Genomic DNA, 14880 nt, shown 5'->3' with positions numbered 1-14880 from the left:
AGATACGCGCCGACCTCCACCTGGCCCTGCTCCAACTTGCCTGCGGCGTCATCTGCTTACGACGACTCAGAACCGCATTCTGAAATGACCAGTTAAGACGATGCGCGTCAGAGCCGGCATGAACCTCACGGAAGCCGCCAAGCTCCTGGGGCTGTATGGAGCGCCAACTCTGAGCAAGATTGAGAACGGCAAGCAGCGCCCGGACCTCGACAGGTTCTTCACCGTGTACGGAGTCGAGGACGAGGCACGCATCGCCGAGACCAGGGCGATCGAACAGCTCGCCAACAGCAACCGCCAGAGGAACCTCTTCGCGCAGTATCGGGACATCATCCGCGCACCCATGGCTGACTTCATCGAGCTGGAGGAGATTGCCACCCGCATCGATGCCTACGGGGCTCTTGTCATCCCAGGTCTGTTGCAAACGACGGAGTATGCGCATGCGATCATCGAAGGCGGCGCCCTGTGGAGAACCGCGCGCGAGGTGAAGACCTTCACCGAACTGCGCATGAAGCGTCAGGACATCCTGGCTGCCAATCGAGAGGACAAGGCTCCAGTCTCAGTCCGTTGCGTGCTTGACGAAGCCAGCTTGAGGCGCGAAGTAGGCGGCTCTGAGACACTGCGCGGCCAGTTGAAGCACTTGCTCGTCCAGTCTCGGAAGCCGAACATTGACCTACGAGTTCTCACGTTCAAGGCCGGAGCACACACCGCGCTGGACGGTCCGTTCACGACCTTTCACTTCGATGTAGGCGAGCCAGTAGTCGCCGTCGAGCCGCTCACGAACGCCCTCTACCTGGAGGAAGACGCGCCGGTCGCGAAGTACGCGTTTGCGTTCAACAACGTGCTGACTCGGGCACTGGATCCGGATGGCTCTCGTGATTTGATCGCCAAAATCGCCAAGGAGATGCCGTGATGCACACCGCCGACCGCAGCACGCTCAGCTTCAAAAAGAGCAGTTACAGCTCCGTCTCCGAGACCTGCGTAGAGATCGCCCTCCCCGACAACATACGCACCCACTCCATAGCCATACGCGACTCCAAGCACCCCGCTGGCCCCATCCTCCACTTCACCCCCACCGAGTACGCCGCCTTCACCCGAGCCCTCATAGACGGCGATCTCCAACTTTGAGAATGTGTGATGCCAGGCCGAGCGCAGGAGGAGGAGTCACCATGAGGGGCATCGCGACCCAAACAACGCTCAGCTTCAAGAAGAGCAGCTACAGCACCGGCGTTGAGACCTGTGTAGAAGTCGCCCTCCCCGACGACATGCGCACAACCCACCCCATAGCCATCCGCGACTCCAAACTCCCCGCCGGCCCTATGCTCCACTTCACCCCCACCGCCTACGTCGCCTTCACCCGCGCCGTAAGAGGTGGCAGCCTGCTGCCATGCCAGTAGAGACAGGGCAGAGCGACTCGACGCTCTGCCCCCGGCGGCGCCGTCACCCTGCTCGCCGAGCTCGGATTCGTCGCCGGGCGCGTAGAGGAATCCGTCACCGCACGCACGCCCACCCCGGACGAGCGCGAAGCGTTGCAGCTCGGCGACGGCACACCCGTGCTCGCCCTGTCGCGGCTCGTTCTCTCCACCGACGACCAGCCCATCGAAGCCTGCATCATGACCATGGTTAACCGGAATCTTCGCTACCGGATGCGGCTTCACTGACTCACCAGCGGTAAATTCGCGACACCCAATACGGCATTTCGCCCCCTCCAGCGTCCCCAACACACCCCCATCCAATATTCAATAGCTTTACGCCCAAGATCCACTTACCCTGAGGGCCGGTTTCAAGATCACCGTCAGGAAAAGTGAGTGTCGTACATGAAGTTGTCCCGCGTGTCGCTCCTCGTCGCCGCCGCCATCGCGCCGGCCGTCCTGCTCTCCACCCCGGCGCTCGCCGCCGGTGCTGCGCAGGCTCCCGTTGCGGCGTCCGTCTCGGCGACCGAGGGCAACACCAGCGACTCGGACAACCAGGTCGCCATCGTCCAGCTCGTCTCGAAGTACCCCGGCACCGCCATGAAGGAGGCCGCCAAGGCCGCCCTCAAGGGCACGCCCGAGGATCGCGTCCGCTTCCTGGAGACCGGTCAGTTCGTCGCCCGCGACTCGGACAACCGCGTCGCCGTCGTCCAGGCCGTTTCCCAGTACCCCGGCCGCGGCATGCAGGAAGCCGCCAAGGCCGCCCTGAACGGCACCCCGGAGGACCGCGTCCGCTTCCTGGAGTCCGGGCAGTTCGTCGCGCGCGACCAGGACAACCGCGTCGCCATCGTCCAGCTGCTCTCCAAGAACGACTCCCCGGAGTTCAAGGCCGCCGCCAAGAAGGCCCTCAACGGCACCGCCGAGGACCGCGTCCGCTTCCTGGCCGAGCACAAGTAAGCACCACCCGTACACCTCCCCCGGTGCCGCCCGTTCCCGGCGTGGCACCGGGGGTTGCGCATGTCAGCTCACGCTGTACAGCGCCTCGCCCACCGGCGAGTCCTCCCCGCTGACGTGCGCGCGCACGGAGGCCAGATAGTCGGCGCGGCTGACGAGCCCGTCACCGTCGCCGTCCAGGGCGGCGAACGCCGACTCGATGTTGCTGACCGGGTTGCCCAGTGCCGTCCGCAGCTTCGTGAACTCGGCCAGATGCAGCGCGCCGTCCCCGTCGGCGTCGACAAGGTCGAAAAGGGCGCCGAGAACGGGCTCGCAGACGGTGTCGAACGCCTCGGCGCCGGCCCAGGCCGCGTACTCCTCGAAGGTCACCCCGCCGTCGCCGTCCGCGTCCATCTCCGCCCAGGCCCGTGCGCCGGCCGTGCGCGCGGTGATGACCAGGGGGTCGTCCTCGCTGCGCCCCGAGGCCCGGGTCACGCGGTCGGCGCGCGCGGCGTACTCGTCTTTGGAGATGACGCCGTCCCCGTCCGCGTCCAGCATGGTGAAGACGAGCCGTTTTGCAGCGGTTTCATTCATTGCGGCACCTTCTACCCGGTATGAGAGCTGTGTTCTCGTTCGGCTGTCACTACCCCGTACGCCGGGGTTCAAGGCGTCCAGGACGGCTCACGCCGGGCCGGTGTGGTGCACGCGGCAGGGGGCCCGCGTGCGGGGTGGGACGCGCGCGGTCGGCCTGCTGAAAGGAGCCGGGGACAGGAGAGGGATCCGGGGTAGCCAAGGGCGGTACCAGACCCGGAATCCCCTGGAGGGCGCATGGTCGGCAAGCGCGGTGCGGCAGTGGTGTTGAGCTCCCTGCTCATGATGGGCTCGTCCTGGGCCTGGGCAGCCACCGGACAGGCCGACTCGGGCAAACCCTCGGGCGAACCCTCGGGCGAAGCCAGAGAGAGCGTGCTGTGCGTGGGCGCCAGCAAGAGCGACTACGACCCGCCCCTGACCCTGGCGCCGCAGCAATCCCGCATCCGGACCACCGCCCACTACGCGTGCGGCGTCGAGCCCGGCGGCACCGTACCGGCCGTCGGCCACATGGAAGGCGTGGCACCGGAGGCATCCTGCCTGGGGGTGAACAGCTCCCGTCTCACGGAAACCGTGCGGTACGGCGACGGCAAGCACTCGGTGATCGTCTATACCCGCAACACCACTGTCCGGGTTGCCGGGGCCATCACCATCAGGCTGTCGGGGGAGGTCACCGAGGGGCGCGGCAAGGGACAGGCCGCTCGGCGGACCGTGTCCGGGCTGCCCGAGCAGTTGCCCACGGAGTGCCTTTCCTCCGGGCTCACGGGGAGCACCGGCTGGGCTCAGCTGGAGATCCACCCGTGACCGCGGCCCCCGTGGGAATCCCCACCGAACCCATCGGCAGCATCCCCCGGCCCGCCGCACTGCTCGCGGCCATGGCGGACCACGCCGCCGGCCGGATCGGTGACGGCGACCTCGCCGCCGCGCAGGACCTCGCGATCCGGGACACGATCCGCCGGCTGGAGGAGATCGGCTCACCGGTCGTCACCGACGGGGAGCAGTCCAAGCCCAGCTTCGCGACCTACCCGCTCGCCGGGCTGGGCGGGCTGGCGCCCGACGGCGTCGTCATCCCCTTCGCCGACGGGCACACGCGGCAGCTTCCTCGACTGACAGCGGGGCCGCTGCGCTACGGCGTGCACGCCGACAGCTACCTGCGGGCCGCCTTGCGGCACGCGACCGTGCCCGTCAAGCAGGCCGTCATCGCGCCCTCGGCGCTCAGCCTGCTCTACCCTCAGGCCGGCATCGACGGCTATCCCCGCGAGGCGTTCCTCGACGACCTCAGCGCCGAGGCCGAGGCCGATATCCGCGGCTGTCTGGACGCCGGGGCGCACGTCGTCCAGATGGACTTCACGGAGGCCCGTCTGGCGCTGAAGCTGGATCCGTCGGGGGGCCTGCTGGAGCAGTTCGTCGCGCTGAACAACCATGTGCTGGAGCGCTTCTCCGCCGCTGAGCGGGCCCGGATCGGCGTGCACACCTGCCCGGGCGGTGACCAGGACTCCACCCACAGCCTCGACGTGGACTACACGGCCCTGCTGCCCGGGCTGCTGCGGCTCAAGGCGGGGGCCTTCTACCTCCAGATGGCCGGTGAGCCGGAGCCCGGCAAGGCGCTGAGCGTGCTCGCGGACCACCTGCCTGCCGACGCCCGGGTGTTCATCGGGGTCACCGATCCGGTCGATCCGCGCGTCGAGACCCCGGAGGAGGTGCGGGACCGGGTTCTCGCGGCCGCCCGCCATCTGCCCGTCGACCGCCTGGGCACGTGCGACGACTGCGGTTTCTCGCCGTTCGCCGACGACACGTCCACGTCCCGCGAGATCGCCTTCGCCAAGATCCGCGCCCGGGTGGAGGGCACGGCGCTGGCCGGCCGCGAGCTCCTGGGCTGACCCCCCGCGTACGGGCGTACGCGCCTGCCGCCCCGGCGCCCGGGGGCGCGGGCCCGCTCCGGACCGGACCCGCAGGGTATGCAGAGGAGCGACAGGGGGTGAGAGCGAATGGTGCTTCTCGATCTGCAAGTCATGAAGCCCGCCGAGGGAGAAGAGATCGGCCCGGACTTCGCGGCGAGCATTGCCGCCAGCGGGCTCAGCTTGTTGCTCTGCATCGAAGACGAGCAGTAACCGCCTCGAGGGCCGACGGCATCCTGCCGTCGGCCCCCGCCGGTCACGCTCCGGTCAGGAGGACGCGCCGAAGTTCTGCGTCCACCAAGGGCCGTTCGCCTTGAAGTTGATGCCCACGCCGATCTCCTTGAAGGAACAGTTCAGGATGTTGGCGCGGTGGCCTTCGCTCTTCATCCAGCCGTCCATCGCCGTGCGGGCGTCCTTGGGGCTCTTGAAGATGTTCTCGCCGTAGGTGCTCCACCGGTATCCGGCGGCCGTGATCCGGTCGCCCGGGCTCTTGCCCTCCGGGCTGGTGTGCGCGTAGTAGTCGCGGGCCGCCATGTCGTCGGAGTGGCCCTGGGCCGCCGCCTGGAGCTTCGCGTTGACGGTGACCGGTGAGCAGCCGGCCTTCGCGCGCTCCGCGTTGACCATGTCGACGACCTGCTGCACGTGCTTGCCGTTCGCGCCGCCGGCCTGGGCGCCGCCGCCCCGCGCGGGCGGCTTCCGGACGCTGCCGGAGCCGTTGCCGTTTTCTGCGGAAGGCGCTTCCTTGGCCTGAGCCGGTGTCCGGGCGGCGGACTTCTCGCCGCCCCCTCCGGCGCCGCCCTCGGCCCGGACCTCCTGCTGGTTTTTCTTGTCGTCCCCTGCCTTGCTGTCCCCTGCCTTCTCCTTCGCCGCGGCCTCCGACGCGCTCGCGCTCGGGGACGCGCTGTGTGCCTTCTCGCTGGGGGCGGTTACCGCGGCGGGCGGCTGCTCCCCGGACTTTCCGGCGGACTTCTCCGCGGACTTCCCGGAGGGCTGGTCCCAGGCCGGCTCGGACGCCGCGGCCGCGGCCGTGCGGGAGTCTCCGCCGCCGCCCGACAGGGACTGGGCCACGCCGTACCCGCCGCCCACGACGGCTATCAGGCCCGCCGTGCCGGCTATCACCATCGCCCGCCGTGGGCGCCTGCCACGGCGGCGGCGCGGGCGCCGGGTGCCGTCGGAGGCCGGGTCGAACGTCGGAGTCTCGGGTTCACGATTCACGCGGATCACTTCCGGTGCGGGGTCACTGAGTACTGGTCCAACACTCAGGAGACGCCGCGGCCGGGGCCCGATAACAAAAATTCGTAAACGCGTTCGCCCCGCCGTGTTTCCCTCGGCCGCCACGCCTACTCGCCGCCGCGCCTACTCGCCCGTCGGCCGGTAGTCGAGGATGAGCGCGCCGGAGCTGAACGGGGTGGTGCCCGCCAGCGTCCACTTCGACGTCTCCGTCCCGTCCGGGAAGAGGCGCTTGCCCTCGCCGACCACGACCGGGTGGACCCACAGCTTCAGTTCGTCCACCAGGCCCTCGGCTATGAGCGAGCGGATCAGGGCGGCACTTCCGTAGACGAGGATGTCCCGCTCGTACCGCTCCTTGAGCGCGGTGACCTCTTCGGCCAGGGCGCCCTTGACGACGGTGGCGTTCCACTCCGCCGACTCCAGGGTGGTGCTGACGACGTGCTTGGGCATGCCGTTGATCCGGTCGGCGAAGCCGTCCTCGTCCGTCATCCCCGGCCACACCTTCGCGAAGCCCTCGTAGGTCTCGCGGCCCAGCAGCAGCGCGTCGGAGGCGAAGAGCCGCTCGTGCGCGTACGCGCCGTGCTCGTCGTTGAAGTACGGCAGGCTCCACGCCGGGTTCTCCATGACGCCGTCCAGCGACACGTAGACCAGCGCGACGACCTTGCCCTTTGCGACGCTCTGTGCCGTGCTCTTCGTGGTGCTCATTGAAACCCCCTGATGCGATGCCTGTTCTGACGGACTGTGTCCAGGCCACGGCTTCCCGGGCACGCCGAACCGGCGCGCCCGGGAAGCCGTTCCCCCCACTGCTCCATCAACTTAAGGCCGACCACTGACAATCAGGCAGCGGCCGCCGGGGTGGTGCCTGTCCGGCGGGTTTTCAGCTGCCGGCTTGTTGTTGCCGCCTGCGGCGGCGAGCGCCCTGCGGGCGGACAAGGCACAGCAACCCGTCTGGGGGCACCCCCAGCGGTAGCTGGGGGAGATCGAGGTCACCGCCGCGCAGCGGTGGTGCGCCCCACGGCCGGCCGGTCGGCCCTACGTGGCGACGGCCAGGCCCTCGCCGGCCGTCCGGGCCCCCCGCCGGTAGCCGCCGGGCGCCAGGCCGTACTCGCGCTTGAAGGCTTTCGCGAAGGCGAACTCGGAGCCGTAGCCCGTGCGGGCGGCGACCGTGGCCAGCGGGTCGTCGGACTCGCGCAGGAGCCGTGCGGCCGTCGTCATCCGCCAGCGGGTCAGGTAGGCCATGGGCGGCTCGCCGACGAGGGCGGTGAACCGGCGGGCGAAGGCCGCGCGGGAGAGCCCGGCCCGGTCCGCCAGCGACTCGACGGTCCACTGCGCTGAGGGGTCCCCGTGGATGGCGGCCAGGGCCGGTGCGACCGCCGTGTCCCCGAGGGCTGCGGCCCAGCCCTCGGCCGCCGCCGCGGGCTGATCGTCCAGCCAGGCCCGCAGGATGTAGAGCAGCAGCGAGTCGATGAGCGCGGGCACGATGCCGGACGAGCCGAGCCGGGGGTTCTCCACCTCCGCGCCGAGCAGCTGGACCGCGGCGCTCAGCTCGGGGTGGCGGCCGTGCCGCGTCGGCAGGTGGATCACCTCGGGCAGCTGGCGGACCAGCGGGTGCGGCCGCCCCTGGTCGAGGTGGTAGTTCCCGCACAGCAAGCTGGTGCGGGGGCCGTCGCCGCCCACGGTGACCGTGCCGATCGGCGAGCCCGGCCGGATCTGCCCGGGCTGTTCGTCCTCGGCCGGGGTGGAGGGGTGGTCGGCGAGGATGTGGCCGCCCCCGTCGCGCAGGAAGACCACGTCGCCGGGGCTGAGCGGGACCGGTTGCAGGTGCGGGGGCGAGTCCTCCAGGGGCAGCAGCCAGCAGGTGCCGTACAGCACCACGTGGAAGCCCGCTCCCGCGACCGGGGGCAGCCGCAGCCCCCACGGCGCACGGCCCTCGGTGCGGACGGACACCGGCTGCCCGGTCCGCATCGAGCCCACCGCTTCGGTCAGGATGTCCATTCGCCGGCTCCCTCGTTCGCCTCGGCCGTCCACCCTACGGGCGGCCGGTCAGCCGACGGTCAGGACGACCTTGCCCTGGGCCCGGCCCGACCCGACCAGCTCGTGGGCCCGGCCGGCCTCGGCCAGCGGGAACGTCGCGCAGACGTGCGGGCGGACCTTTCCGGCGTCGACGAGCTCGGCAATCGCCTCCAGCGCCGCGTAGTCCGGCTCCACCGAGATGCCCGCGAAGCGGTAGCCGGCCGCTTCGACCTTCGCGGCGAGATCGCGGTCGTAGTGCTCCATGATGCTGACGAGCGTGCCGCCGGGGCGCAGCACCGCCAGGGAGCGCTCGCCCTGGGACGTGGAGTCGAAGACCACGTCCGCGTTCCGTACCGCCTCGGTGAAGTCGGTGACCTTGTAGTCGATCACCTCGTCGGCACCGAGGCCACGCACGAAGTCGTGCCGGGCCGCGCTCGCCAGGGCGATCACGTGGGCGCCGCGGGCCTTCGCTATCTGCACAGCGAGGTGGCCGACGCCGCCGGCGGCGCGGTGCACCAGGACCCGGTCGCCCTCCGACACCCGCGCGGCGTCCACGAGGCCCTGCCAGGCGGTGAGCGCGGCCAGCGGGAGGGCGGCGGCGTGCACGTGGTCGAGCGAGGCGGGCTTGCGGGCCACCTGCCGCGAGGGCACGGCGACGTACTCGGCGTAGCCGTTCGCCGCGCGCGGGAAGAACGGCATGCCGTAGACCTCGTCGCCGGCCCTGAAGCGGGACCCGGGGGCGGCCTCCTCGACGACGCCGGAGATGTCCCAGCCGACGCCGAAGGGCGGCTCGCCCAGCAGCGGGAAGCTCCCGGCCCGGACGGCCACGTCCACGGGGTTCACCGCGGCGGCGTGCACGCGCACCAGCACCTCGGCGGCGAGCGGCTCGGGCCGCTCGGCCTCCACGACCTCAAGGACTTCGGGTCCGCCGAAGGACTTCTGGATGACAGCACGCACGGGGGCACTCCCTCATTGGTGTTCGGGTTGATGCCTCAACCGTAGGAAGCCCGGACGAGCCGGAGAATGGCCTTCCGTCTCGGAAAAATGTCCCAGCGTCTCCGGTCCGGGCAGTTCCGGCCGGGGGCGGTGGTGAGCGACGCCACGGCCCGCGCGGGCTCAGCCGTGCGATTACCCCGCAAAACTTCCTGTAAGGTTGTTCCCGCACCACGCACTCGTAGCTCAACGGATAGAGCACTTGACTACGGATCAAGAGGTTGCAGGTTCGAATCCTGCCGAGTGCACAGCAGACCGAAGGCCCCGCCGAGACACCGGCGGGGCCTTCGGCGTTTTCCGCGCCGTGCCACACCGGGCCGTGCCGCACCGGGCCGCGCCGGGCCGCATCGCCCCCGCGTGCTCTTCCGGCGTCGCCGCGCGACGGCGACGCTCCCTCCTGAACTCCCTTGCAGGGAGCGATCATGGGGGAGCCGGCCGCCGGCCGGCATCGATGACAGGGAGAGATCCATGGCATTACGTACGATCCGGGCGGCGCTCTGGGCGACCGTGATGACGGCCGCGCTGGCCGGCGCGCTGCCGGCGCCCGCGTCCGCGCAGGCCGCGCCCTCCGGGAGAGCCGGAGGGCATGAGCGGGCACAGGCGGCGCTGGACGCCGCCGTCGGCAAGGGGGTTCCCGGGGCGCTGGCCCGCGTCCAGGACGGCGGCGGCCCGTGGGTCGGCGCGGCCGGAGCCGCCGAGATGGACACGGACCGCAAGCCCCGGGCCGGGGAGCGGTTCCGGGCCGGGAGCGTCGGCAAGTCCTTCGTCGCGACCGTCGTCCTCCAGCTGGAGGCCGAGGGGAGACTCGACAGCGACGACACGGTCGAGAAGTGGCTGCCCGGTCTCGTCCGCGGCAACGGCAACGACGGCAGCAAGATCACTGTCCGGCAGCTCCTCAACCACACCAGCGGGATCTACAGCTACACGGCCGACCCCGCGGTGCACCTCGGCGGCATGGCGTTCCTGAAGCACCGCTACGACACCTGGAAGCCCGAGCAGCTGGTCCGTATCGCCATGGCCCATCGGCCCTACTTCCCGCCGGGTTCCGACTGGACGTATTCGAACACCAATTACACCCTGGCGGCCATGGTCGTCGAGCGGGTGACGGGCCGCCCGTACGAGAGCGAGGCGCGGCAGCGCATCATCAAGCCGCTCGGCCTCCGCTCCACCTTCCTGCCCGGCGCGGACAGCAAGGTCCCCGGCCCGGCCGGACGCGGCTACACGGGGTTCGCCGACGATCCGGAGCTGAAGGCCCACGACGTCACCGAGTTCAACCCCTCGGTCTACTGGGCGAACGGTGACCTCATCAGTACTACGGGCGATCTCGACCGCTTCTACAGCGCGCTGTTGCGCGGTGTTCTGCTGCCGCCCGCGCAGATGAAGGAGATGACCACCACGCGCCCGATCGGCACGAGCGGTTACGTGGGAGCCGGGCTGGGACTCGTCACGTACCGCACGTCCTGCGGGACGGAGCTGTGGGGTCACAACGGCAGCGTCCCCGGCACCGAGGTGGCGGCCCTTTCCACCCGGGACGGGTCCCACCGCATCGTCACCCACTTCTCCACCGATGTGTTCCTGACGACTCCGGCCACCGCCGACATCATCGACGCCGAGTTCTGCTGACCCACGGCCTCCGGCCGCCCCACCGGATGGCTCGAACATGGCGCTGTGGGTGATTGAACTGCCCGCGTCCCGCGCGGACCATGGGAGCGGTACCGGCGAACGCACCACCACCGGAGCGCCCGCCGGACCGAGGGGGCGGGATCCGTGGCACTGCGCATCCATTTCAGCAGCGACGACATCACGCAGACGAGGCTGGCCCAGGCGCCCGACCCGATGTGGGAGGTGCTGCTGAGCCTGCACATGCTGCAGACCAACGACGGGCCGCTGGTGTTCGGCCAGTGGCGGCGCGAGGTCAGGGGCCGGCTGAGCCGGAGCATGCGGCCCCTCCTCGCGCTGGCGCCGCCGCGCGGGTACTCGCCGGACTTCCTGACCCCCGCGGCGGCCACCGGCGGCATCGACCTCGGAGTCAGCGCCCTGCTGTCCACGCCGCGCAGCCGGCTGCGGGGTGACCTGGCGCTGCTGGCCGCCTCGCAGCAGCGGCTGTCGCCGTGCGTGCGCGAGCTCGCCGAGGGGGACGTCGAGGCCCTGCGGGACCTCGGCCAGGCGATCCACACCTATCACCGGCTGGCGCTCGCCCCTTACTGGCCGCGGCTGCAAGCGGAGGTGGGCGCCGATCTGGCCGCCCGGACCCGGGCCGCCAGTGACGTACCCACGGACTCCTTCGACCACATGATGCGGATGCTGCACCCCGGGCTGGAGTGGCAGTCACCCGTGCTGATCCTGCACGGGCCGCACGTGCACGGCGATCTGCATCTCAACGGCCAGGGCCTGCTGCTCCTGCCGTCGTTCTTCTGCTGGCGGGCACCCACCGTCCTCAGGAACCACGACCTGCCGCCGGTCGTCGTCTACCCGATCGAGCACCAGCCCACCCAGCTCGCCCACGACCGGACCCGCGGCCCCGCCGGGAAGGGGCTCGTCGCCCTGCTGGGGCGCACGCGCGCGACCCTGCTGGAGACGATCGCCGAGGGCGGGTCCACGACCGAGCTGGCCCGGTCCGCCGACATCACGCCCGCCACGGCCAGCCACCACGTCTCCGTACTGCGGGAAGCGGGTCTCATCGTCACCCGGCGGACCGGCGGCGCCGTGCTCCACACGCTCACCCCGCTCGGCTCGGATCTGCTCAACGGCCGCCCGCTGACCTGAGGCCACCGTTTCGGATGCCGCGCCGACCAGCCGCATTAGATCTGGGTCGAATGCTTTGGCCGGACCACCGGGCCTCCCCCACCCTGGGAGTGAGGGCAATCGCGGGGGAACGGGGGACTACCGTGGCAGGCCCGGGCAGTAACGAGGTGCCGGCGGGGACGACCGCCGGCATCGTCGTGTTCGACCGTCGATCGAACACCTTCGCGGAGCGGCTGAACGCGGACGCCCCCTTCCGGTCGGCATCGGTGGTCAAGCTGCTCATCGCCCTCGACCATCTGTGGCACCGCGGCCCGGCCTTCCGTCTGACGCCCGCCGACCGGGCCCGGCTGGAGCTGATGCTGGCCCGCAGCGACGACGGGGCGGCCGGTCACTACTGGGACCACAACGGGCGCTCCGCCATCATCACCCGCATGGTCACCCGGCTCGGCCTGACGGGCACCGCCGGGCCGCCGCCGGCCTTCCCGGAGTACTGGGGGTACTCGGCGCTCACCGCGGCCGACACCGTGCGGATCTACCGGCACCTGCTGGACGCCGCGCCGGACCCCGTGCGCGAGCTCGTCATGGGCGGCCTGCGGCGCTGCACGCGCCTGGGCACGGACGGCTTCGACCAGCACTTCGGCATCGCCGCCGCGTTCGGTCAGCCGTGGGCGGTGAAGCAGGGCTGGTCCGGGTTTCCGCCGAGCGGACGCACCGCGGGGGCGGACCACGTGGACCTGGCCCGTCCGGCGCTGCACACCACCGGCACCGTGGGCGCCGGCGACCGCTCCGTGGTGGCCGTCCTCACCCTGCACCCGGCCGGCACCCCGTACACGGTGACGTGCTCCCGGGTCACGGCTCTCACGCGGGCCCTCGACGTTCCCGGGGCCGTCCGCCCGGTGGCGCGCCCCGATTGACAGGCGGGTAATGGATTGAGGAGCGGTGGAAGCGAGGCGGGCGAGCGCCCGCGCCTCCGGACGCCCGGCGCACTGAGGCAACGAGCGGAGGACGCCATGGCCGACAAGCCGTCATTCGTGTACGTCACCTATATCGAGAGCTCCCCGGAGGCGGTCTGGCGCGCGCTGACCGACGCCGATCTGTCCGCCGCCTACTGGGGGCACAGCAACGTCTCGGACTGGCAGCCCGGCTCCGCCTGGGAGCACCGGCGGACCGACGGCTCGGGCATCGCCGACGTCGTCGGCACGGTCGTCGAGAGCGTCCCGCCGCTGCGGCTGGTCACCACCTGGGCCGCGCCGGACGAGGAGCCGGTCAGGAGCGAGCCGTCCCGGGTCACGTTCGACGTCCAGCCCTACGGAGAGATCGTCCGGCTGACCGTGACCCACGAGGAGCTGGCCGACGCGGCCGAGCGCGACGAGGCGGCGTCCGGCTGGGCGGCCGTGCTGTCCAACCTGAAGACTTTCGTCGAGACCGGCGCGCCCCTGCCGCAGGAGCCCTGGCTGGTCCCGTGACGCTTGCCGCGCGGACAGGCGGCCTGGGGTCGGTCCGGCGGGTTTCGACTGCGGGCCGTCGTTTTGCCGCCTGCGCCGCGCGGCGGTGGGGCGCCCCCGTGACCCGCCGGACAGGCCGCCTTAGGACAGGATCCGACCTATATGCCTCTTAGCCTCGCCTCATGAGCAGTCGCCCCACCAGTCTCAGGCCCCGCATCACCGACGCACAGCGCCGGGCCCGCCTCGGCCACCGCCACCTCCTGGCGCCGGGCCGGCGCGCCGCCCGCGCCGAGGACGTGGCGGACGCCCTCGTCGCCCTGCACGCCACCGACGCCGCGACCGTGTACCTGTCCGCGTGCGCCCGGCTCGCGGAGCCGTCCCCGGCGGAGGTGGAGCGGGCGCTGTACGAGGACGTGACGCTGGTGAAGCTGCTGTCCATGCGGCGCACCCTCTTCGCCGTGAGCTCGGAGCTCGCCCCGTACGTCAACTCCTCCACCGCCCGGGCCGTCGCGGACCGCGAGCGGGCCCAGTTCCTGAAGTTCCTGCGGGAGGGCGCCGGCAGCGCCTGGGACGAGCGGCGGCTCGCCCGCACCGAGCGCGAGGTCCTGGCCGCCCTGGCCGCGCGCGGCGAGGCGACGACGGCCGAGCTGGCCGCGGACGTGCCCGCCCTGCGGGAGACGATCGTGGTGTCCCCCGGCAAGCCGTACGAAGGGCGGCAGAGCGTCGGCAGCCGGCTGCTGCGGCTGCTGGCCTCCGACGGGCACGTGCGGCGCAGCCGGCCGCGCGGCTCGTGGACGAGCAGCATGTACGCGTGGGCGCCCGTGCCGCAGTTGCCCGAGATTCCGGTGCGGGAGGCGAAGGCGGAGCTGGCGCGGCGCTGGCTCGCCGCGTTCGGCCCGGCGACGGAGGCGGACCTGAAGTGGTGGACGGGCTGGACGCTCGGCGACACCCGCAAGGCGCTGGCCGACGTGGGCGCCGTGGACGTGGAGCTGACGGAAGGCACCGGCTTCGTTCTCCCCGGCGACCTGCCCGGCGACCTCTCCGGGGGTCCGGAGGGCGGCGAGGAGGGCCCGGCCGGGCCGTGGGCGGCCCTCCTGCCCGGCCTCGACCCCACCGCCATGGGCTGGCGGGGCCGCGACTGGTACCTGTCGCCGGACCAGGTGCCCGCGCTCTTCGACCGCGCCGGCAACATCGGACCCACCGTCTGGTGGGACGGCCGGATCGTGGGCGGCTGGGCGCAGCGCGCCGACGGCGGGATCGTCTGGCGGCCACTGGTGGACACGGGGCGCGAGGCGGCCGCCGCGATCGAGGAGGAGGCCGCCCGGCTGGCCGCCTGGCTGGGCCCGATCCGGGTCACGCCACGCTTCCGGACGCCGCTGGAGCGGGAGTTGGTGAGGTGAGCGGGGGGCGGCCGCCGGTCCAGGGGGGGGCTCGTTGCCGCCTTCCGCCTGCCGCGGGCCGCGGGCCGTCGTTGCCGCCTGCGGCGGCGGGCGGTGTCGCCTACGGCGCGTTCGCAGTTGCCGCCTGCGGCGGCGAGCGCCCTGCGGGCGCGTCCTCAAGCGCCGGACAGGCTGGTGTGGGGGTCGATCAGCCCCAAACATCCCGTCCGGGGGGGGGCACGCAACC

Annotated in this window: 18 protein-coding genes and 1 tRNA gene; 14 read left to right on the top strand and 5 right to left on the bottom strand. The window is 71.5% G+C overall.

All coding sequences use genetic code 11. From position 1 onward, the window contains the following. Positions 1-100 precede the first annotated feature (100 nt). The 5 genes from ABZ951_RS32130 (at position 101) to ABZ951_RS32110 (ending at position 2366) form a co-directional block, all read left to right on the top strand. Positions 101-910, top strand: coding sequence for a helix-turn-helix transcriptional regulator (locus tag ABZ951_RS32130; RefSeq protein WP_361281517.1), 810 nt, complete (start codon positions 101-103; stop codon positions 908-910). Further along, positions 910-1125: a DUF397 domain-containing protein gene (locus tag ABZ951_RS32125; RefSeq protein ID WP_344095455.1), complete on the top strand. Its 216-nt coding sequence runs from the start codon at positions 910-912 to the stop codon at positions 1123-1125. The genes ABZ951_RS32130 and ABZ951_RS32125 overlap by 1 nt, the downstream gene beginning before the upstream one ends. A 41-nt stretch (positions 1126-1166) precedes the next feature. Beyond that, positions 1167-1394, top strand: a complete 228-nt coding sequence (locus ABZ951_RS32120; RefSeq protein ID WP_344095448.1) for a DUF397 domain-containing protein — start codon at positions 1167-1169, stop codon at positions 1392-1394. A gap of 48 nt (positions 1395-1442) precedes the next feature. Next, a complete protein-coding gene (locus ABZ951_RS32115) occupies positions 1443-1658 on the top strand; it encodes a UTRA domain-containing protein (RefSeq protein ID WP_361281520.1) in 216 nt (71 codons plus the stop codon). Between the two features lie 156 nt (positions 1659-1814). Beyond that, positions 1815-2366 (top strand): ALF repeat-containing protein, encoded by a 552-nt coding sequence (locus ABZ951_RS32110; RefSeq protein ID WP_344095446.1) that lies wholly within the window; start codon positions 1815-1817, stop codon positions 2364-2366. Between the two features lie 63 nt (positions 2367-2429). Here ABZ951_RS32110 and ABZ951_RS32105 read toward each other — a convergent pair whose 3' ends face one another. After that, entirely contained in the window at positions 2430-2936 is a 507-nt protein-coding gene (locus tag ABZ951_RS32105; protein ID WP_344095444.1) for an EF-hand domain-containing protein, read from the bottom strand. Between the two features lie 234 nt (positions 2937-3170). Here ABZ951_RS32105 and ABZ951_RS32100 point away from each other — a divergent pair, with 234 nt between their 5' ends. From ABZ951_RS32100 to ABZ951_RS32090, 3 genes are all read left to right on the top strand, one after another. Then, complete coding sequence (locus ABZ951_RS32100; RefSeq protein WP_344095442.1) at positions 3171-3734, top strand: hypothetical protein; 564 nt, start codon at positions 3171-3173, stop codon at positions 3732-3734. A gap of 11 nt (positions 3735-3745) precedes the next feature. Further along, positions 3746-4810, top strand: a complete 1065-nt coding sequence (locus ABZ951_RS32095) for a cobalamin-independent methionine synthase II family protein (protein WP_344095452.1) — start codon at positions 3746-3748, stop codon at positions 4808-4810. A 108-nt stretch (positions 4811-4918) separates the two neighbouring features. Beyond that, positions 4919-5041 carry a SapB/AmfS family lanthipeptide gene (locus ABZ951_RS32090; protein ID WP_344095440.1) on the top strand — a complete coding sequence of 41 codons (123 nt, stop codon included), beginning with the start codon at positions 4919-4921 and terminating at the stop codon, positions 5039-5041. A 54-nt stretch (positions 5042-5095) separates the two neighbouring features. Here ABZ951_RS32090 and ABZ951_RS32085 read toward each other — a convergent pair whose 3' ends face one another. From ABZ951_RS32085 to ABZ951_RS32070, 4 genes are all read right to left on the bottom strand, one after another. After that, the gene (locus ABZ951_RS32085; protein ID WP_344095438.1) at positions 5096-6043 is read right to left on the bottom strand and encodes a CAP domain-containing protein; all 948 of its coding nucleotides are present in this window, start codon (positions 6041-6043) and stop codon (positions 5096-5098) included. Positions 6044-6184: 141 nt separating this feature from the next. Beyond that, positions 6185-6763: a dihydrofolate reductase family protein gene (locus ABZ951_RS32080; protein WP_344095436.1), complete on the bottom strand. Its 579-nt coding sequence runs from the start codon at positions 6761-6763 to the stop codon at positions 6185-6187. Positions 6764-7090: 327 nt separating this feature from the next. Beyond that, a complete protein-coding gene (locus ABZ951_RS32075; protein WP_344095434.1) occupies positions 7091-8053 on the bottom strand; it encodes an AraC family transcriptional regulator in 963 nt (320 codons plus the stop codon). Between the two features lie 48 nt (positions 8054-8101). Next, positions 8102-9028: an NADP-dependent oxidoreductase gene (locus ABZ951_RS32070; RefSeq protein ID WP_344095432.1), complete on the bottom strand. Its 927-nt coding sequence runs from the start codon at positions 9026-9028 to the stop codon at positions 8102-8104. A gap of 211 nt (positions 9029-9239) precedes the next feature. On the opposite strand from ABZ951_RS32070, the gene ABZ951_RS32065 reads away from it, so the two are divergent. From ABZ951_RS32065 to ABZ951_RS32040, 6 genes are all read left to right on the top strand, one after another. Then, positions 9240-9312: transfer RNA gene (locus tag ABZ951_RS32065), tRNA-Arg, on the top strand. A gap of 220 nt (positions 9313-9532) precedes the next feature. After that, on the top strand, positions 9533-10687 hold the full coding sequence (locus ABZ951_RS32060; protein WP_344095430.1) for a serine hydrolase domain-containing protein: 1155 nt from the start codon (positions 9533-9535) through the stop codon (positions 10685-10687). Positions 10688-10831: 144 nt separating this feature from the next. After that, positions 10832-11830, top strand: coding sequence for a winged helix-turn-helix domain-containing protein (locus tag ABZ951_RS32055; RefSeq protein ID WP_344095428.1), 999 nt, complete (start codon positions 10832-10834; stop codon positions 11828-11830). A 122-nt stretch (positions 11831-11952) separates the two neighbouring features. Then, positions 11953-12723: a hypothetical protein gene (locus ABZ951_RS32050; protein WP_344095426.1), complete on the top strand. Its 771-nt coding sequence runs from the start codon at positions 11953-11955 to the stop codon at positions 12721-12723. 96 nt (positions 12724-12819) lie between these two features. Beyond that, positions 12820-13275 carry an SRPBCC family protein gene (locus ABZ951_RS32045; RefSeq protein WP_344095424.1) on the top strand — a complete coding sequence of 152 codons (456 nt, stop codon included), beginning with the start codon at positions 12820-12822 and terminating at the stop codon, positions 13273-13275. A 161-nt stretch (positions 13276-13436) separates the two neighbouring features. Further along, entirely contained in the window at positions 13437-14654 is a 1218-nt protein-coding gene (locus tag ABZ951_RS32040; RefSeq protein WP_344095422.1) for a winged helix DNA-binding domain-containing protein, read from the top strand. Positions 14655-14880 lie beyond the last annotated feature (226 nt).

Source organism: Streptomyces sp. NPDC046215 (assembly GCF_040646215.1).
Classification (GTDB): domain Bacteria; phylum Actinomycetota; class Actinomycetes; order Streptomycetales; family Streptomycetaceae; genus Streptomyces; species Streptomyces stramineus.
Note: the sequence above shows the minus strand (reverse complement) of the source record. Positions and strands in the feature narration are given on the sequence as shown.